We start from the raw sequence: 17,892 nt of genomic DNA on the forward strand, positions 1-17,892 counted from the left end.
GTGCCGGATGTCTTCCGCGGCGTGGTCGACGGCGTCGAGCAGCGTCCGGGCCTGTTCGAGGGCGCCCTCGGCTCCGCGGATCGCCGACACCGCCGGTCCCTGCTTCCCGGGCGGCAGGGCGACCGCGTCCCGTCCGTCGGCCACGGCCCGTTCCGCGAACGCGAGCCGCTCCTCCGCCATCGTCACGTTGTGGGCGACGGAAGCGAGTGCGGCGGCCGGGAATTCGGTCTGCAGGGTGGCGAGCGTCTGCGTGGAATCGGGGATGCGCACGGTCAGCGCGACCATGTCCCGGGTGAGCCCGTCGAGTCGGTCGGGGGCGTTGATCAGCAGGTCCCGGAGTCCGTCGAACTCCTGGACCCGCTCATTGAGTTCGCGGTCGGCGCGCCCGCACGAGGTGATGATGTCGATGAGCATCTCCCGTTGCTGCTGCGGGGTCTCGGGGATCGCGTCGTCGAGTCGCTGACGGACGGTGAACGCGGCCGCGAGCGTCGCCTTCGCCGTGTCGAACGCCGCCGTGAACGATGCTGTGGCCTGCTCGCCGAATTCGCCGCGGGCCAGGTCGAGTTCCTCCTGACTCGTACGCAGCGCGTCGTCGGTCTCGACGAGCACCTCCTTGGCGCGCTCGTCCAGCGTCGGCAGCGGGAGCGCCGTCAGCGCGGCGGTGTCCTCGGGGCTGATGCTGCGCGCCGCCTCGACGCCGGCCCGGGTGCGGTCGTGCTTCTTCTTCCGCGAATACAGCACCACGCCACCCGCACCCACGACGACCACACCGCCGCCGATCAGCAGTGTGCGCACCGACATTCCTTCGCCCGGAGTCATCGCGTCGCCCAGGCCGCCTGCTGCGGCGATCGCGCCTCCGGCCCAATCCTCCTCGCGCAGGGCGGGTTCCACCGCATCCACCCGGATCGACTCGGCCTCGTCGCTGGTGATCTCCGACAGTCCGTCCGGCGCGATGAGGGCGTACTCGCGGTCGACCGTCGCGACCGCGAGCAGGGCGTCGCGGTCGCCGAGCGAGGACGCCTGCGCCGTCTGATCCGCCCACGGACCGGCGCCGAGCCCGTTGAAGTCGGGCACGTACACCACCCACAACCRCACCTTGTGCTCGTCGTACAGCTGGTCGATCGCGGCCTGGACGTCGCTCTGCTGGTCGGCGTCGAGCACGCCGACGGTGTCCGTGATCTGCCCGGGAAGACGGAACGGTGCGTCCGCCGAGGCGCTCGCGGGAGAGAACAGGATCGCCACGAGAGTCAGGAGTGCGGAGACGGCGCCGACGGCGGCGAACCGCCGAGCACGGGGAAGTCGGGAGCGGAACGACGGCGTCTGCTCGAGGCGCGGTGCGAGTGGCATGGCAGCAAATCTATCGGGTGTGGCGAGTCGTCATCGGGACAGTTCGGCGACAGCTGGCAGAATCAGGGAGTGAATTCTGCACCGAGCCGTGAACGCCACGACCTCCCGCGCCGTCCTGCGCGCCTGGGGTTCGCCGGCACGCTGGCCCGGTGGACCCGCCGGATCATCGCCGGCGTGGTCCTCCTCGCCGCCGCGCTGGTGCTCGGCACCGCGGTCCGGGTGTGGCAGGTCGCGCGGATCGACGACACGTCCGCCGCCGACGCGATCGTCGTGCTCGGGGCCGCCCAGTACTCGGGAACCCCGTCGTCGGTGTTCGAGGCCCGGCTCGAGCAGGCGTACAAGCTGTACGAGCGCGGGGTGGCCCCCGAGGTCATCACGGTCGGCGGCAAACAGGAGGGCGACGAGTACACCGAGGCGGCGTCCGGCAAGAACTATCTGATCTCGCGCGGCGTCCCCGCCGACAGCATCACCGCGGTCGAGGAGGGGTCCGACACCCTGCTCAGCATCGAGGCGGTGAGTGAGGCGATGGGGGCGCAGGGCATCGATTCGGCGGTCCTGGTCAGCGACCCGTGGCATTCGCTGCGGACGCGGACGATGGCACGCGACGCCGGACTCGACGCGTGGACGGCGCCCACCCGGCAGGGGCCCGCCGTGTTCACCCGCGAATCCCAGTTGCACGGGATCGCCCGGGAGACAGGGGCGTTGATCTGGTACCAGCTCACCCACTTCTCGGCCGACTTCCCCTACACGGCGGGACAGTAGACATTCGATGACAGCACACACGACACCCCTCGGCGACGTGTACTCCGCGCACGACGTCGCCCGCCGGGTCCGCGAGGCACCGAAACGGGCGGGAATCCCGGGCAGCCAGATCGCGGCCGCGCAACACCGATCCGTCTTCTCCCGCGACCGCGCCCGCGTCCAGCACTCGGCCGCGCTCCGCAGACTCGCCGACAAGACCCAGGTGGTGGGCCCCCGGGACGGTGACACTCCGCGGACACGGTTGACGCACTCGATCGAGGTTGCGCAGATCGGTCGCGGAATCGCCGACGGTCTCGGCTGCGATCCCGATCTGGTGGACCTCGCCGGCCTCGCGCACGACATCGGCCACCCGCCGTACGGTCACAACGGGGAGAAGGCCCTCGACGAGGTCGCGGAAAGCTGCGGGGGGTTCGAGGGCAACGCCCAGAATCTGCGCATCCTCACGAGCCTCGAACCGAAGGTGCTCTACCCCGACGGAAGCAGTGCCGGGCTCAACCTGACCCGCGCGTCGCTGGACGCGGCGATCAAGTACCCGTGGACCCGGCCGCGCCCCGGCGCGAAGTTCGGGGCCTACGACGACGACGCCGACGTGCTCGCGTGGATCCGCGAGGGTGCCCCCGACGGCCACCAGTGCCTCGAGGCGCAGGTCATGGATTGGGCCGACGACGTCGCCTATTCCGTGCACGACGTCGAGGACGGCGTGATCGACGGGCGCATCGATCTGCGTTCACTGGCCGATCCGGTGGATCAGCGGGCGCTCGCCGAATTCGGTGCGTCGGAGTTCCCGGGCCTCGACGTGGAGGAACTGGTCGAGGCCGCGACGCGGTTGAGTCGTCTGCCCGTCGTCGTCGAGGTGGGCAGCTACGACGGCACGCTCACCAGTTCGGTCGCCCTGAAGAACCTCACCAGCGAACTGGTAGGCCGGTTCGCGACCGCCGCGATCATCGGGACCCGCGACGTCCACGGCGACAAGCCAGTCGCCCGGTACGACGCCGACCTGGTGGTCCCGCCGGTGGTGGCGGCGGAGGTGGCGCTGCTCAAGACGTTCGCACTGAACTACGTGATGTCGGATGCCGGCCACCGGGCGCGGCAGGCACGCCAGCGTGACCGCGTGCACCGCGTCGCCGAATGGCTGCTCGCGACCGCACCCGCCGGTCTCGACCCCATCCTGATTCCCGCCTGGAACGCCGCGGCCGACGACCCCGCACGGGTCCGGGTCGTCGTCGACCAGATCGCCTCCTACACCGAGAGCCGTCTCGAACGGGTCGACAAGTCCAGTCTCGGAGCACAGGCGAGCTGGGGCTGACAAAGTTCGGAAGCCGGACCCATCCTGCCGCCGCGGTGCTACGAATAGGTCTAGAGACAGCTCGCACCCAATGGTCAGGGAGACCGGATGAAGTCTGCAGTGCGCAAGATCATCGGTTCGACGTCCGCAGCGCTGGCGGTGGCGGTCGGTGCCGCCCTACTGGCCCCACCCGCGGCGCACGCCGCGCCCGCGTACCCGTTCGCGGACCCCGACCCGTTCTACGGTGCGCCCACCGACGTCGGGGGACGCGCCGACGGTGACGTGCTGGCGAGCCGACCGGTCGCCGCCACCGGTTTCCCCACCGCCGACGCCTGGCAGGTGAAGTACAAGTCGACCAACTCCGCCGGAGCGCCCATCGCCGCGATCACCACGGTGCTGGTGCCCCGCGGCACCCCGGCCAACCGGCCGCTCGTGTCCTATCAGCCCTTCGTCAACGCGCTCGGGCTCGAGTGCGCGCCGTCCCATCAGCTGTTCAACGGCGGAATCCAGGAGGGGCCCGCCCTCAACGCCCTGCTCGCGCGCGGCTGGGCCGTCGCCGTGCCCGACCACCTCGGACCGACCAGCGCATACGGCGCCGCGAAACTCGGCGGCCGGCTCGTCCTCGACGGTGTCCGCGCCGCGCAGCGGCTCCCGGAAGCAGGACTCGGTGGCAGTCCGGTCGGGCTGGCCGGCTATTCGGGCGGCGCCATGGCGACCAACTGGGCTGCGGCGCTCGCACCCACCTACGCCCCGGAACTGAACATCGTGGGCGTGGCCCAGGGCGGCACACCGGTCAACATCGGTGAACTGGCCGACCGGCTGGGCAGCACCCGCTCGCAGGCGTTCGGCCTGGGATTCGCGGCCGCCATCGGTCTCGAGCGTGAATACCCGACGCGGTCACCGCTCGGAGACGGCCTCAACGGCGACGGACTCGCCCTGCGGGCGCAGATGAGCAACATGTGCACGGATTCGATCCTCGGCGCCGGTGCGGGGAAGTCGCTACCCGACCTGACCAACGGTCCCGGCATCCTCGCCGATCCGTCCGGCCGCTCGGTGATGGACGAGAACAGCGTCGAACTGTATCCGGGAGTGCCGAGGACGCCGATGTTCGTCTGGCACGGCAGCGCGGACCCCCTCGTCGCCATCGGGCCGGTACAGAACACCGTCGCCCGGTACTGCTCACAGGGTGTGCCGGTGCGGTTCGACGTGATCCCGGGCGCCGACCACGGCACCGCCACCATGCTCGGTGCCGGTCCCGCATTCGGCTATCTCGGCGACCGATTCGCCGGGATTCCCGCCCCGTCGAACTGCTGACCCCGAGGCGGAAGTTCGGGCTGCGGCGGAGCGCCTAGACTGTCGTTCGTGGCTGGCAGAATCCCTGATCGTGACGTTGCGGCCATTCGCGAGCGCACACGGATCGAGGACATCGTGGGGGAGTACGTCTCCCTCAAGCGCGCGGGCGGCGACTCCATGAAGGGGCTGTGCCCGTTCCACGACGAGAAGTCGCCGTCGTTCCACGTGCGGCCCAATCACGGGCACTACCACTGCTTCGGGTGCGGCGAGGGCGGCGACGTCTACTCCTTCCTCCAGAAGATCGACCACATCAGTTTCGTCGAGGCCGTCGAGCAGCTCGCCGACCGGTTGAACTACACCATCTCGTACGAGGGCGGCGGCACCTCGGTGCAACGCGACCGCGGCACCCGCTCCCGGCTGGTCGCGGCCAACGCGGCCGCGCAGGAGTTCTACTCGGCGCGCCTGCAGGAACCCGACGCGCAGGCGGCCCGCGACTACCTGACGGAACGGAACTTCGACGCGCAGGCCGCGCAGCAGTTCGGGTGCGGGTATGCACCCGACGGCTGGGACATCCTCACGAAGCACCTGCTGGGCAAGGGTTTCGACGTCAAGGAGCTCGAGGCTGCGGGCCTGTCGAAAGCCGGGCGGCGTGGTCACATCGACCGCTTCCACCGGCGCCTGCTCTGGCCCATCCGGAACCTGTCCGGCGACGTCATCGGGTTCGGCGCCCGCAAGTTGTTCGACGACGACACCATGCCCGGCAAGTACGTCAACACGCCGGAAACCATGCTGTACAAGAAGTCTCAGGTGCTGTTCGGGCTCGACCTCGCCAAGCGCGACATCGCCAAGGGGCATCAGGCCGTGGTGGTCGAGGGATACACCGACGTCATGGCGATGCACCTGGCCGGGGTCAAGACCGCCGTCGCCGCCTGCGGCACCGCGTTCGGTGAGGACCACCTCGCGATGCTGCGGCGACTGCTGATGGACGACAGCTACTTTCGCGGCGAGATCATCTACACGTTCGACGGGGACGCCGCGGGCCAGGCCGCGGCGATGAAGGCGTTCGAGGGTGACCAGAAGATGGCCGGGCAGACGTTCGTCGCCGTGGCACCCGAGGGCATGGACCCGTGCGAGTTGCGGCAGAAGTCCGGTGACGCCGCCGTCCGCGACCTGGTGGCGCGTCGCACACCGATGTTCGAGTTCGTGGTCAAGTCGATCCTCACCGAGCACGACCTCGAGACCGCCGAGGGCCGGGTCGAGGCGCTGCGGCGCACCGTGCCGGTGGTCGCGCAGATCAAGGAAGCGACGCTGCGGGACAGTTACGCCGTCCAGTTGTCCGGCTGGGTGGGCTGGGACGACATCGCCGCCGTCCGGCAGCGGGTGCGGGACGAGGCGCGCAAGCGGGCGTCCACCCGCGGGTCGCTGCCTGCGCCGCTCAAGAAGAAGGCCGCCCGGGACGAGGACCAGGACACACCGCAGTTGCCGGTCGGGCTCACCCGGCCCCGGCCGAACGATCCGACGCTGTGGGCGCAGCGCGAGGCACTGAAGGGTGCGTTGCAGTACCCGGCGATCGCGGGCACCGTATTCGACTCGCTGCCGGTGGAGACGTTCACGCATCCGACGTACGTCGTGATCCGTGAGTCGATGATCGCGTCCGGCGGCACCAGCGCGGGACTCGGCGGCGGCGAGTGGGTCGACGCGGTCAGCCGCGGTGTCGACGACGTCACCGCGGCGTCGCTCGTGTCGGAACTCGCCGTCGAGCCGTTGCCCGCCGAAGAGGACACCGTGCCGCGATACATCTCCGGCGTGATCGCACGCCTGCAGGAGGTGTGGGTGGGGGAGCAGGTGGCGGAACTGAAGTCCAAGCTGCAGCGCATTTCACCGGCCACGGCGTCGGACGAGTTCCATTCGCTGCTCGGCGACCTCGTCGCCCTGGAGCAGTACCGCCGCAGCCTGCTCGATCAGGCGATCGGCGACACCAACCGGGACGGGATGGCCGGCTGACCCGGCCGCCGCCGTCTACTTCTTCTTGAGCTGATCCTGGGGAACCAGGATGGTCGTTTCCTCGTCGAGCGGCTTCATGGGCTCGAGCTTCGGCTGAGTGTTCAGGGAGTCGGACAGCTTCTGACGCGACATCTGCAGCACCTTCTTCGTGGCCGGGCTGGTGGCCACGGCCTTGGTGGCCCGGCTGATCTGTTCGTAGCGCACACGTCCTGCTCGCGTACCCAGCACGTACCCCGCAGCGATACCGATCAACAACCGCATCATTCCCGCTTCCTCCCGACGCACAACGACCTGCACCCATCCTGCCTGATGCGTCGACAGGCAGGCGATTTGGTACTGGGGTGGGGCTATGCGCTACAGTTTCTCTCGCATCGCCGGGAACGTCGAAGCACAGCAGAATAATCCCCTGTAGCTCAATTGGCAGAGCTTCCGACTGTTAATCGGACGGTTGCTGGTTCGAGTCCAGCCGGGGGAGCACCGAAACCCCGTCCGGTTCATCCGGGCGGGGTTTTCTGCTGCGCCCGGCCAATTCGGACAGGTGCACCCTCCGGGGCGAGTACATTCCCGCTGTATCGGCAGCAATCGATCGCGGGGTGTGCGATGAGCGAGGACGGCCGCGAAACCGGGCGGACAGGGTCGATCGGGCGCTTCGGCACAGGCGACGCCCCGCGGTGGCTTCTGCCCTCGATCCTCTACGTCCTGCTGGCCGTCGCCGCCTACCAGTTGTCGGGGTGGCTGTTCGTCAACCTGCGGAGCTTTCTGGGGTTGCTGTTCCTCGCGTGGTTGTTCAGTATCACCATCGAACCGGTCGTCGACTGGCTCGAGCGCCGGGGGTTGCGGCGCGGAGCCGCCACCGGGCTCGTCCTGTTCGCGCTGTTCGTCTTCGCCATCGGGTTCCTGGCACTCTTCGGGACACTGCTCGCCCAGCAACTCGCCCAGCTCCTCAAGGCCCTGCCGGGTGCGTTGTCCTCGGTCACCGACTGGTCCAATCGCGTGTTCGACACCGACTTCGCGACCGGCGAGGATCTGATCCACCTCACACCCGAGACCATCCGAGACCTCGCCGAGCGGTTCACACCGGGAGTTCTGGGTGTGTTGTCGTCGCTGCTCGGCGTCGTGTTCCAGATGCTGACGCTGCTGCTGTTCGTGTTCTACATGTCCGCGCAGGGGCCTGCCCTTCGCCGCACAATCTCGAGCTGGTTCCCGGCGCGGCAACAGCGGGCCATCTCGGTGGTGTGGGAGATCTCGGTCGAGAAGGCCGGCGGATACGTGGTGTCACGGCTGATCCTCGCTGCGGTGAGTTCGGTCGCCACGGGCATCTTCCTCGTGGCGATCGGCGTGCCCTACTGGTTGCCGCTGGCGCTGTGGACCGGCATCGTCTCGCAGTTCGTCCCCACCCTGGGCACCTACCTCGCGATCGCCCTCCCCGCAATCATCGCAGCGGCGTCCCAGCCGATGGACGGTGTGTGGGTGATCGTGTTCGGGACCGTCTACCAGCAGATCGAGAACTACGTGCTGCACCCGCGCATCACCTCCGCGACGGTCTCGATCCACCCCGCGGTCGCGTTCGGATCGGTGATCGTGGGCGCCTCGCTGTTCGGCCCGGTCGGCGCCCTGGTGTCGGTGCCGGTGGTCGCCGCGATCCAGGCCCTCGTTGAAACGTACGGGCGACGGTACGAACTCGTCGCAGACGCGTCCGCGCCGGTCACCTCAGTCGAACAACGCAAACACGCGGGCGACGAAGAAGGCCGCGACCGCGAGGACGAGTAGACCCACCACGATGAACGCGAGGATCGGCACCGTCCGGCCCGGCATCGGCTGCGGATGCGACAACCCCGAGGTCTGGCCGGCATCCGGTGGCGTGTCACCCGGCCGAACGCCCCCTCCGTCGTCGAGCGCCGGTGCATCGTCCGGTTCGGGTCCTGGTCGTTCGACGCTCATCCTGTGCTCCCGTCTCGTGGTCCTCCGCAGTGCGGATCACATCCGCGTACCCCGGAAGACGCGTTCGCACACACGGCGACGGGGCAGTGCCCACGTCGGGACACGATTCGGTTCGCCGACCACGAAAAGTCCTGTCAGGGCGGGCTTCGTCCCGGCTACGCGCCCACGGCGGGCGCACGGTAACATCGGCACGCCGCGATCGCGAGTAGTGCGGCGATGGGGCGGTAGCTCAGTCGGTTAGAGCCGTGGACTCATAATCCATTGGTCGCGGGTTCGAGCCCCGCCCGCCCCACCGTTGTCCGCGGATCCCCGAAGTCGAACGCCCGCTCCGTCGTTGTTCTCCGTGCCGGAGCGGGGCAGACTGAAAGGCATCCGAGGAGGCCATCGTGGATCTGCAGATCGTGGCGATCGACAAACCCGACGACATGAACGTGATCGTCGGACAGTCCCACTTCATCAAGACCGTCGAGGACGTGCACGAGGCCCTGGTCGGAGTGAGCCCGCACCTCCGGTTCGGTGTCGCGTTCTGCGAGGCCTCGGGTCCTCGCCTCGTGCGCTGCTCCGGCAACGACGACCGTCTCGTCGAGTTGGCCACCCGCAACGCCGTCGCGGTCGGCGCGGGACACTCGTTCTTCGTGTTCCTGGAGGACGGCTACCCGGTCAACGTCCTGAACACGCTGAAGCAGGTGCCGGAGGTGTGCGGCATCTTCTGCGCCACCGCCAACCCCCTCGAAATCATCGTGGCCGAGACGGAACTCGGCCGGGGCATCGCCGGCGTGATCGACGGACGCCCACCCGCCGGTGTCGAGACCGATGCCGACGTCGCCGACCGCAAGGCGTTGCTCCGGACGATCGGTTACAAGCTCTGAGCGAGCGAAGCCCGGACTAGGCCAGCGGATCGACTCGTTCCCAGGCAACCGGGAGTTGCACGTCGACACCTTCGGCCAGGCCTCTCTCGGTGAGAAACCGCAGGGACCGCCGGAAGTTGTCGGCGAAGCGGGGGAGCGGTGTCAGCGGCCGGTCGAGTGGCTTCCAGAAGTTGTCCCAGTGGATCGGGATCACCCGCCGTGCGCCGGTCCGGGTCACGAGTGCGTCCCAGTAGTCGCGGCGGAAGCGGTCGGACTGCTTGCCGAGTGTGCCGATGCCGAGATAGACGGTGTCGGCGTCGTATCCGTCGAGCGCGCCGGGAACGAAGTTCGCACTGGCGTGGACGAGGACGCGGCCGTCGGGGTGCGCGAAATGGAACGAGAAGCATTCGCCCTGCGCGTATTCGCCGATCGATGCCGGTGGGTGCACCGCGTGTTCGATCGTGCCCGGGAACTTCGCCCGGGGGCTGTGCTCGGCGGGTAGAGCCGTCACCTCGAATGCGCCGTACCTCACGGGAGTTCGCACCTGGATCGTCCGGAACCGGTCCATCGCGAACCCGTAACCCTCGGCGATGTGACGCGTCGACGGCGAACCGACGAGTTCCGCACCGGTGCGCTCCGCAACCGTGGGGGAGTCCATCGCGTGGTCGTAGTGCGAGTGCGCGACGAGGACGGCGGCGAGGCGGTCGGTTCGAGTTCGCGTGAGGGCCCGGTCGACGGCGGCACCGTCGGGGCGCAGCGGACGGAGTACCGAGCGCAGGAGCGGCGGCCTGGAGAAGAACCCGTCCGTCATCAGCGACGTCTCGCCGTCGGACAACAGGATCGTGGAAACACCGAGGAAGGTGGCGTGCATGCTCGCGACCGTACCGGTGGGCGGCATTCGCACGGCGGGCCCTGTGGCCGTTCTACGATGACCGCCATGGCGATCACTCCCGACATGAAGAACTGGACCTGGGTCCTCGACCGGGCGTGCCCCGACTGCGGGTTCGACTCGGCGGCAATCCGGTACGAGGACATCCCGGCTCTCGTCCGGGCGAACGCGGAGGCCTGGTCGCCGGTCCTCGCCCGCCCCGACGTGACGGTCCGGCCGGACGAGCAGACGTGGTCGGCGCTCGAGTACGCCGCACACGTTCGCGACGTGTTCCGGATCTTCGACGTCCGGCTCCGGATCGTGCTCGACGAGACGGATCCACTGTTCCCGAACTGGAATCAGGACGAGACCGCGGTCGCCGAACGCTACAACGAGCAGGATCCGGCCGTCGTGGACGCCGAGCTGCGCACGGCAGGCGCGGCGGTGGCGGACGACTTCGCGGCCGTCGCGCCCGAATTCCGGGTGCGGACCGGGCGGCGGAGCGACGGCGCATCCTTCACGGTGGAGTCGCTGGCCAAGTACTTCGTCCACGATCCGATCCATCACCTCCACGACGTGTCGGGGTAACAGTTTCGGATTCCCGGACCCGATTCGGTAGAACGTGTTCCAATTCGGACCGTTTGTGTCTATCGTCACATCAGCAGATGCGCAGACATGAATGAAGGGTTGGAAGTCACATGAAGACCAAGGGTGCGATCCTGTGGGGCCTGAACGAGCCGTGGTCGGTCGAGGAGATCGAGATCGGTGATCCGGTTGCGGGCGAGGTGCAGATTCGCATGGAAGCCGCCGGAATGTGCCACTCCGACCACCACATCGTCACCGGTTCGATGCCGATGGCGTCCTTCCCGGTGATGGGCGGTCACGAAGGGTCCGGCGTCATCACCAAGTTGGGGCCGGAGGTGAAGGACCTCGAGGTCGGCGACCACGTCGTGCTCTCGTTCGTGCCCGCCTGCGGACGCTGTCCGGCGTGCTCGGCCGGACACCAGAATCTCTGTGACCTCGGAATGGGACTCCTGAGCGGGCTGGCGATCAGCGACGGCACCTTCCGCATCCACGCGCGCGGCGAAAACGTCATCCCGATGTGTCTCCTCGGGACGTTCTCGCCCTACATGGTCGTGCACGAGACGTCGGTCGTGAAGATCGACAAGGACATTCCCTTCGACGTCGCCGCCCTCGTCGGCTGCGGCGTACCCACCGGCTGGGGTTCGGCGACGCGGATGGCGGAGGTGAAGCCGGGCGAATCCGTCGTCATCATGGGGGTCGGCGGCGTCGGCATGAGCGCACTGCAGGGCGCGGTGGCGTCCGGGGCGCGTCAGATCTTCGCCATCGACCCGGTGCCGTGGAAGCGGGAACAGGCACTGAAGTTCGGGGCCACCCACGCGTTCGAGAGTGCCGCGGCCGCAATCGAGCCGATCATCGCGCTCACCAACGGGTTGATGGCGCAGAAGACGATCATCACGGTCGGGGAGATGCACGGCGAATACGTCGAGGAAGCACTKTTGCTCACCAGCAAGTTCGGCACGTGCGTCGTCACGGCCATGGGTGCGATGACCGACATGGACGTCAAGCTGAACCTGTTCCTCTTCTCGATGCTGCAGAAGGACCTGAAGGGCACCATCTTCGGCGGCGGAAACGCCCGGGTCGAGATCCCGAACCTGCTGGCCATGTACAAGTCGGGGCAGCTGAACCTCGACGACATGATCACCCGCACCTACACCCTCGAAGGTGTCAACGACGGGTATCAGGACATGCTCGACGGCAAGAACATTCGCGGCGTCATCCGGTACACCGAAGCCGACTGGTGACGGCTCGCCGCAGCCGACCGCGGGCCGCTCTCGTAGGCTGACCGGGTGCAGAGTCTCGATCAGATTGCCCGATGGCCCGTGGACAACGCTGCGGCGGTGGTCCTGTCGCACGACGAAGGGGTGATCGGCGAGTACGGCGACCAGCAGCGCGTCTTCCCCCTGGCCTCGGTGACCAAACTGCTCTGTGCGTACGCAGTCCTGGTGGCCACCGAGGAGGGGGCCGTCGAACTCGACCAGCCCGCAGGCCCGGAGGGCTCGACCGTGCGTCACCTGCTGGCGCACGCGTCGGGTCTCGCGTTCGATGCGAACCGGGTGCAGACGGCACCGGAGCGCAAGCGGATCTACTCGAGCGCCGGCTACGAGGTGCTCGCCGACTTCCTCACCGCCGAGACGTCGATCGATTTCGCCGACTACGTCGCGGAATCCGTCTTCGCCCCACTGTCCATGAGCGCGTCCGCGCTCGTCGGGCCCGCCGGCCACGGAGCGCAGGCGTCGGCGGGCGATCTCGGCCGGTTCGCAGCAGAACTGTTCCGCCCGGCCCTCATTTCGCCTCAGACGTTCGCGGACGCCACCTCCGTGCAGTTTCCCGGGCTGGACGGAATCCTGCCCGGATACGGCTCACAGCGGCCCAACGACTGGGGTCTGGGATTCGAGATTCGTTCGGGCAAGAGCCCGCACTGGACGGGCACCGGCAACTCGCCGCGGACGTTCGGCCACTTCGGGCAGTCCGGCACCTTCCTGTGGGTCGATCCGGCCGCCGGACTGGCGTGCGTCGCATTGACGGACCGGGATTTCGGCGACTGGGCCAAGCCCCTGTGGACCGAGCTGAGCGACGGTATCCTCTCGGAACGCAGAAGACGATGACACACCGATTGCTCGAATCACTGGCGCAACACAGGCATCACAAGGCACACTGGTCAACCGAGCCCGCTGCACACACCGACTGAGGCCGTTGGGGAAGACGTCCCTCGTCGAAGCAGGAGGCTCGAGTGCGCGCATTGAATCAGTTCGCGGACGCGACGGCTGGTGTTGTCTACATCCACTCGTCGCCCGCCGCGTTGTGCCCCCATATCGAATGGGCGTTGACCGCGACCCTCGACTGCCGAGCCAACCTGAAATGGACCTCGCAGCCGGCCTCCAACGGCGTTCTGCGCGCGACCACCAGCTGGGTGGGGCCTGTCGGCACCGCCTCACGGCTGGTCAACGCGCTCCGCGCCTGGCCGATGCTGCGCTTCGAGGTCACCGAGGACGCCAGTGAGGGCGTAGACGGCGAACGGTACAGCCACGTGCCCGGCATGGGTCTGTGGCACGGCTCCACCAGCGCGAACGGCGATGTCGTCGTGGGGGAGATGCGGCTACGGGCACTGATGCAAGCGGGCGGCGACATCGCCGCCGAACTGGACTACGCACTCGGAACCGCGTGGGACGAGGCTCTCGAGCCGTTCCGCAGCGGCGGAGAAGGCGCCGAGGTCACCTGGTTGCGCCGCGACGTCGGCTGACACCCCGCTCACGGACGCGAAAAGGCCCCCGCCACAACAACGGCGGGGGCCTTCTCTCGACCAGAGCTCAGATCACAGCGGGATGTTCTTGTGGTCGCCGCGGCTGGAGGGGGCGGCGGCGAGGGCGGCGGTGACGACACTGCGCGTCTTGGCAGGGTCGATCTCTTCGTCCACCACACCGATCGCGACGGCGCGGTCGACGCCACCGGCGATGCTCTCGTGCTCGACGGCCAGACGCTCGTGCAGGGCCTCACGCTCGTCTTCCGGCGCTGCGGCCAGGGCGCGCTTGTGCAGGATGCCGACAGCGGCCTTGGCGCCCATGACGGCGACCTCGGCATCGGGCCACGCGTAGACGGCGGTGGCGCCGAGCGCGCGGGAGTTCATGGCGATGTAGGCACCGCCGTAGATCTTGCGGGTCACGACCGTCACGCGGGGAACGGTCGCTTCGGCGAACGCGTGGAGCAGCTTGGCGCCGCGACGCACGACGCCTTCCCATTCCATGCTCACACCGGGGAGGTAGCCGGGCACGTCCACGACCACGACGAGCGGGATGCCGAATGCGTTGCACAGCCGGACGAAACGAGCCGACTTCTCGGCGCTCTCCGAGTTCAGGCAGCCACCCAGGCGGAGCGGGTTGTTGGCGATGACTCCGACGGTGCGGCCGCCGAGGCGTCCGAGACCGGTGACGATGCTGCGGGCGTAATTGCCCTGCAGTTCCTCGAAACTCGACTCGCCCTCGACGTTGTCGAGAAGTTCGTGAACGATCGGGCGGACGTCGTAGGCGCGCTTCGCCGACTCGGGCATGAGCGCGCGGAGATCGGTGTCGCCGTGCGCGGCCGCGGCCTGATCGAACTCGCCCTGTTCGCAGAACATCGACACCAGGCGGCGTGCCCGGTGCAGGGCGTCGCCCTCGTCGTGGGCGGCGATGTGCGCGACACCCGACTTCTTCGTGTGCGTGTCGGGACCGCCGAGGGACACCATGTCGACCTGCTCACCGGTGACACTGCGGACCACGTCCGGTCCGGTGACGAAGACGCGGGCCTCGGGCGCCATGATGACGATGTCTGTCAGCGCAGGACCGTACGCCGCACCGCCGGCCGCGAAGCCGAGGACGACGGAAATCTGTGGGACGCGGCCGGACGCGCGGACCATGGCCTCGAAGACCAGTCCGACGGCGTGCAGGGCCTCGACGCCCTCGGCGAGACGCGCGCCACCCGAGTGCCAGAGACCCACGATCGGGGCGTCTTCCTCGAGGGCGGTGTCGATCGCCGTCACGATGTGCTTGCAGCCTTCGACGCCCATGGCGCCGCCCATGACGGTGGCATCGGAGCAGTATGCGATGGTGCGGACACCGTCGATGTTGCCGGACGCGGCCAGCACACCGGACTTGTCACGCGGATGCAGGGGGACGACCGTCCCGGCGTCGAACAGCTTCTCCAGGCGCGCAAGGGGATCGCGCGGATCGATCGACGCATCGGACTTAGTCGCGGGTGCCAAGATTGTCATCGCGTCCTCCTTGTGGCGGGCCCGGGTGGGCTGTCGATGGGTGGAGACCCCTTCAGAGAAGGGGTCTCCACCCGCGAGCTAGCAGGACCGGCTGTCAGGCCCGGCCGAAGGCGAGCGCGACATTGTGCCCACCGAAACCAAACGAGTTGTTGATCGCGAAATCGATCTCGCCGTAACGGGCTTCACCCTTGACGACATCSAGGTCGATCTCTGGATCCTGATTCTCGAGATTCAGCGTGGGCGGAATGACTCCGTCACGCAGACTCAGGACCGTGAGCACCGCCTCGAGCGCACCGACGGCGCCGATCGAGTGCCCCAACGCGGACTTCGGTGCGTACACCGCAGCATGGTTGCCGACGGCAGCCTTGATGGCGTTCGCCTCTGCCGTGTCACCGATCGGCGTGGCCGTGGCGTGCGCGTTGATGTGCTGGATGTCCGTCTTCGTCAATCCAGCAGTCTCGATCGCCCTCGTCATGGCCCGCGCAGCGCCCGAACCCGAAGGATCGGGAGCGACGATGTGGAACCCGTCGGAGGTGATTCCCGCGCCCAGCAGACGGGCGTGGATGGTGGCACCGCGAGCCTTGGCGTGCTCCTCGGTTTCGAGGACCATCATCGCTCCGGCCTCACCGAACACGAAGCCGTCACGATCCTTGTCGAACGGCCGCGAAGCCGCCTTCGGATCGTCGTTGCGGGTGCTCAGCGCGCGCATCATCGCGAAGCTCGCGATCGGCACGGCGTCGAGGTAACCCTCCACACCACCGGCGACGATGATGTCCGCGTCGCCCATCACCAGCATGCGGTACGCATGGGCGATGGCCTCGGAACCCGAGGAACAGGCCGACACGGGAGTGATCACTCCGGCGCGGGCCCCGAGCTCGAGTCCGACGGTGGCCGACGGACCGTTGGGCATCACCATCTGAACGGCGAACGGCGACACCTTACGGTACCCACCGGCCTTCATCTTCTCGACGGCGTCGATCAGAGCTTCGCCGCCGCCCAGTCCGGTGCCGATCACGACGCCGAGGCGATCCTTGTCGACCTCCGGGCTGCCGGCGTTCTCCCAGACCTGACGGCCCAGGACGAGCGCCAGCCGCTCGACGAAGCTCATCCGGCGGATCTCGACCCGGGACAGCGACTCGTCGGGCGACACCTTGAGCTTGCCGCCGATCGTCACCGGAAGGTCGTTCTCCGTGACGAAGGCTTCCCGGATGGTGTCGATGCCGCTCTCGCCGGCCAACAGGCCTTTCCACGTGGCATCCACGTCACCAGCGATCGACGTCGTGGCCGCGAGGCTGGTGACGACGATGTTGGGGAACTGCTTCCCGTTGGTCGAGGCGGAAGTCACGGCTGAGCTCACTCCTCGTCGTTCTTGGCAGCTTCGAGCTTCGCCTTCACGGCCTCCGCGTCGGCGCCACCTTCTGCTTCGAGCTTCTGGATGTAGGACACGGCGTCACCGACGGTGCGCAGTCCGGCGAGATCCTCGTCGGGGATCTTCACGCCGTACTTGTCCTCGGTCTGGACGGCGATCTCAACCATGGAGAGGGAGTCGATGTCGAGGTCGTCGACGAAAGACTTTTCGATGGTCACCTCGGACGGCTCAATACCGGTGACCTCCTCGATGATCTCCGCGAGTCCGGCGATGATGTCTTCCTGGGTGGCGGCCACTGAGTGGCTCCCTTCTGATTCGGTGTAGATGTATCTGGAGTTGTGCAGGCACGTCCCCATCGGCCGCGCCTGCGGGCCCTGCACGCACCGAGGTGCGCGCAGCAAACTAGCCGAGTTCTGTCAGTTCGGCTAGCGCGGAGATATCCCCCGGGGTCTTGAGTGCCAGAGTCGGCGTGCCGCGCATTTCACGCTTGGCGATACCGACGAGGGTTCCGGCTGGTGGAAGTTCCGCAATCGCGGAGACCTGCGCGGTCCGCAGGCTTGCGGTACACAGGTCCCAACGCACAGGTCGGGTTACCTGCGCGGCCAGTTTAGTCAGTGCGTCGGCTCCGGATGCGACCGGTGCGCCGTCGGCGTTGGAGAGCAGAGTGCGGGTGGGTTCACCCGGTGTGATCTTGGACGCAGCCACGGTGACGGCCTCCTGCGCGGGAGCCATGAACCGGGTGTGGAACGCGCCTGCGACGGGCAGGGCGCGAACCCGCGCCTTCTCCGGCGGGTTGGCCGCGAGTTCCTCGAGCGCCGACAGCAGACCTGCCGCGACGATCTGTCCCGCCGCGTTGCGGTTGGCCGGTTCGAGGCCCAGTTCGTCGAGGCGGGCGAGCACCTCGGCCTCGTCGCCCCCGAGGACCGCGGACATGCCGGTCGGTTCGAGTGCGCAGGCCTTCGCCATCTCCGCGCCGCGGACGGCGGCGAGGGCGACGGCGTCGTCGGCGGAGAGGACTCCGGCGACCGCGGCCGCGGCGAGTTCGCCGACCGAGTGCCCGGCCGCGATGGTGTCTGCGGGAACCAGGCCACGCGCGTCGAGTTCCTCGAAGGCGAGGAGTGCGGCGGCCACGACGAGAGGCTGAGTCACCGACGTGTCGGTGATCTCCTCCGCTGTCGCGGTGGTACCGAGGCGGACGAGGTCGAGGCCGGCAGCCTTCGACCACAGTGCGACACGGTCATGAGAACCCGGCAGCTCCAACCAAGGGATGAGCATGCCGGGAGTMTGAGAGCCCTGACCCGGGGCGAGCAACGAAATCACTCTTCAAGAGAACACCGTCAACGG

18 protein-coding genes and 2 tRNA genes are annotated in these 17,892 nt (G+C 68.2%); 12 read left to right on the forward strand and 8 right to left on the reverse strand.

Annotated features, from left to right (window positions below):
* The coding region (locus tag AC1D1G_RS27890; RefSeq protein WP_477954543.1) for a TPM domain-containing protein at positions 1–1,347 on the reverse strand (1,347 nt) is incomplete at its 3' end.
* A gap of 69 nt (positions 1,348–1,416) precedes the next feature.
* Between AC1D1G_RS27890 and AC1D1G_RS27895 the strand changes: the two genes are divergently transcribed.
* The 4 genes from AC1D1G_RS27895 to dnaG all read left to right on the forward strand — a co-directional run bounded on the left by AC1D1G_RS27895 (position 1,417) and on the right by dnaG (position 6,691).
* Positions 1,417–2,109 (forward strand): YdcF family protein, encoded by a 693-nt coding sequence (locus AC1D1G_RS27895; protein WP_009473925.1) that lies wholly within the window; start codon positions 1,417–1,419, stop codon positions 2,107–2,109.
* Between the two features lie 7 nt (positions 2,110–2,116).
* A complete protein-coding gene (locus AC1D1G_RS27900; RefSeq protein WP_105415130.1) occupies positions 2,117–3,415 on the forward strand; it encodes a deoxyguanosinetriphosphate triphosphohydrolase in 1,299 nt (432 codons plus the stop codon).
* A gap of 87 nt (positions 3,416–3,502) precedes the next feature.
* Positions 3,503–4,708 (forward strand): lipase family protein, encoded by a 1,206-nt coding sequence (locus tag AC1D1G_RS27905; RefSeq protein WP_477954545.1) that lies wholly within the window; start codon positions 3,503–3,505, stop codon positions 4,706–4,708.
* A gap of 48 nt (positions 4,709–4,756) precedes the next feature.
* The gene (gene dnaG / locus AC1D1G_RS27910; protein WP_283333663.1) at positions 4,757–6,691 is read left to right on the forward strand and encodes a DNA primase; all 1,935 of its coding nucleotides are present in this window, start codon (positions 4,757–4,759) and stop codon (positions 6,689–6,691) included.
* Between the two features lie 15 nt (positions 6,692–6,706).
* Here dnaG and AC1D1G_RS27915 read toward each other — a convergent pair whose 3' ends face one another.
* Positions 6,707–6,955, reverse strand: coding sequence for a hypothetical protein (locus AC1D1G_RS27915; protein ID WP_280782455.1), 249 nt, complete (start codon positions 6,953–6,955; stop codon positions 6,707–6,709).
* Positions 6,956–7,093: 138 nt separating this feature from the next.
* Between AC1D1G_RS27915 and AC1D1G_RS27920 the strand changes: the two genes are divergently transcribed.
* Together AC1D1G_RS27920 and AC1D1G_RS27925 are read left to right on the forward strand one after the other, a co-directional pair.
* A tRNA-Asn gene (locus AC1D1G_RS27920) sits at positions 7,094–7,166 on the forward strand.
* A gap of 125 nt (positions 7,167–7,291) precedes the next feature.
* The gene (locus tag AC1D1G_RS27925; protein ID WP_280782456.1) at positions 7,292–8,461 is read left to right on the forward strand and encodes an AI-2E family transporter; all 1,170 of its coding nucleotides are present in this window, start codon (positions 7,292–7,294) and stop codon (positions 8,459–8,461) included.
* Here AC1D1G_RS27925 and AC1D1G_RS27930 read toward each other — a convergent pair.
* The gene (locus AC1D1G_RS27930) at positions 8,402–8,632 is read right to left on the reverse strand and encodes a DUF6480 family protein (protein ID WP_043778322.1); all 231 of its coding nucleotides are present in this window, start codon (positions 8,630–8,632) and stop codon (positions 8,402–8,404) included. The genes AC1D1G_RS27925 and AC1D1G_RS27930 overlap by 60 nt on opposite strands.
* A gap of 218 nt (positions 8,633–8,850) precedes the next feature.
* Here AC1D1G_RS27930 and AC1D1G_RS27935 point away from each other — a divergent pair.
* Together AC1D1G_RS27935 and AC1D1G_RS27940 are read left to right on the forward strand one after the other, a co-directional pair.
* Positions 8,851–8,924: transfer RNA gene (locus tag AC1D1G_RS27935), tRNA-Ile, on the forward strand.
* Positions 8,925–9,018: 94 nt separating this feature from the next.
* Positions 9,019–9,501: an adenosine-specific kinase gene (locus tag AC1D1G_RS27940; protein ID WP_105415138.1), complete on the forward strand. Its 483-nt coding sequence runs from the start codon at positions 9,019–9,021 to the stop codon at positions 9,499–9,501.
* A gap of 16 nt (positions 9,502–9,517) precedes the next feature.
* Here the strand turns inward: AC1D1G_RS27940 and AC1D1G_RS27945 are convergent, their stop codons facing one another.
* Positions 9,518–10,351 carry an MBL fold metallo-hydrolase gene (locus AC1D1G_RS27945; RefSeq protein WP_477954548.1) on the reverse strand — a complete coding sequence of 278 codons (834 nt, stop codon included), beginning with the start codon at positions 10,349–10,351 and terminating at the stop codon, positions 9,518–9,520.
* 66 nt (positions 10,352–10,417) lie between these two features.
* Here AC1D1G_RS27945 and AC1D1G_RS27950 point away from each other — a divergent pair, with 66 nt between their 5' ends.
* From AC1D1G_RS27950 to AC1D1G_RS27965, 4 genes are all read left to right on the forward strand, one after another.
* Positions 10,418–10,936, forward strand: coding sequence for a DinB family protein (locus tag AC1D1G_RS27950; protein ID WP_477954550.1), 519 nt, complete (start codon positions 10,418–10,420; stop codon positions 10,934–10,936).
* A 110-nt stretch (positions 10,937–11,046) separates the two neighbouring features.
* Positions 11,047–12,174 (forward strand): NDMA-dependent alcohol dehydrogenase, encoded by a 1,128-nt coding sequence (locus tag AC1D1G_RS27955; RefSeq protein WP_005247847.1) that lies wholly within the window; start codon positions 11,047–11,049, stop codon positions 12,172–12,174.
* Between the two features lie 45 nt (positions 12,175–12,219).
* On the forward strand, positions 12,220–13,038 hold the full coding sequence (locus AC1D1G_RS27960; RefSeq protein ID WP_105415142.1) for a serine hydrolase domain-containing protein: 819 nt from the start codon (positions 12,220–12,222) through the stop codon (positions 13,036–13,038).
* 125 nt (positions 13,039–13,163) lie between these two features.
* Positions 13,164–13,673, forward strand: coding sequence for a DUF3145 domain-containing protein (locus AC1D1G_RS27965; RefSeq protein ID WP_005247843.1), 510 nt, complete (start codon positions 13,164–13,166; stop codon positions 13,671–13,673).
* A 72-nt stretch (positions 13,674–13,745) separates the two neighbouring features.
* On the opposite strand, the gene AC1D1G_RS27970 is transcribed toward AC1D1G_RS27965, so the two are convergent.
* The 4 genes from AC1D1G_RS27970 to AC1D1G_RS27985 all read right to left on the reverse strand — a co-directional run bounded on the left by AC1D1G_RS27970 (position 13,746) and on the right by AC1D1G_RS27985 (position 17,868).
* Positions 13,746–15,179, reverse strand: coding sequence for an acyl-CoA carboxylase subunit beta (locus tag AC1D1G_RS27970; protein WP_009473915.1), 1,434 nt, complete (start codon positions 15,177–15,179; stop codon positions 13,746–13,748).
* Between the two features lie 94 nt (positions 15,180–15,273).
* Positions 15,274–16,524 carry a KasA/KasB family beta-ketoacyl-ACP synthase gene (locus tag AC1D1G_RS27975; RefSeq protein ID WP_005247840.1) on the reverse strand — a complete coding sequence of 417 codons (1,251 nt, stop codon included), beginning with the start codon at positions 16,522–16,524 and terminating at the stop codon, positions 15,274–15,276.
* An 8-nt stretch (positions 16,525–16,532) separates the two neighbouring features.
* Entirely contained in the window at positions 16,533–16,844 is a 312-nt protein-coding gene (gene acpM / locus AC1D1G_RS27980; RefSeq protein ID WP_005247839.1) for a meromycolate extension acyl carrier protein AcpM, read from the reverse strand.
* Positions 16,845–16,950: 106 nt separating this feature from the next.
* On the reverse strand, positions 16,951–17,868 hold the full coding sequence (locus AC1D1G_RS27985) for an ACP S-malonyltransferase (protein WP_477954553.1): 918 nt from the start codon (positions 17,866–17,868) through the stop codon (positions 16,951–16,953).
* Positions 17,869–17,892 lie beyond the last annotated feature (24 nt).

It is taken from the genome of Rhodococcus sp. P3_B8, assembly GCF_056402775.1.

Coding starts and splice junctions, on each gene's coding strand:
- AC1D1G_RS27900 (WP_105415130.1), top strand. CDS start 2,117: ATGACAGCACACACGACACCCCTCGGCGACGTGTACTCCGCGCACGAC.
- AC1D1G_RS27905 (WP_477954545.1), top strand. CDS start 3,503: ATGAAGTCTGCAGTGCGCAAGATCATCGGTTCGACGTCCGCAGCGCTG.
- AC1D1G_RS27915 (WP_280782455.1), bottom strand. CDS start 6,955: ATGATGCGGTTGTTGATCGGTATCGCTGCGGGGTACGTGCTGGGTACG.
- AC1D1G_RS27925 (WP_280782456.1), top strand. CDS start 7,292: ATGAGCGAGGACGGCCGCGAAACCGGGCGGACAGGGTCGATCGGGCGC.
- AC1D1G_RS27930 (WP_043778322.1), bottom strand. CDS start 8,632: ATGAGCGTCGAACGACCAGGACCCGAACCGGACGATGCACCGGCGCTC.
- AC1D1G_RS27945 (WP_477954548.1), bottom strand. CDS start 10,351: ATGCACGCCACCTTCCTCGGTGTTTCCACGATCCTGTTGTCCGACGGC.
- AC1D1G_RS27950 (WP_477954550.1), top strand. CDS start 10,418: ATGGCGATCACTCCCGACATGAAGAACTGGACCTGGGTCCTCGACCGG.
- AC1D1G_RS27970 (WP_009473915.1), bottom strand. CDS start 15,179: ATGACAATCTTGGCACCCGCGACTAAGTCCGATGCGTCGATCGATCCG.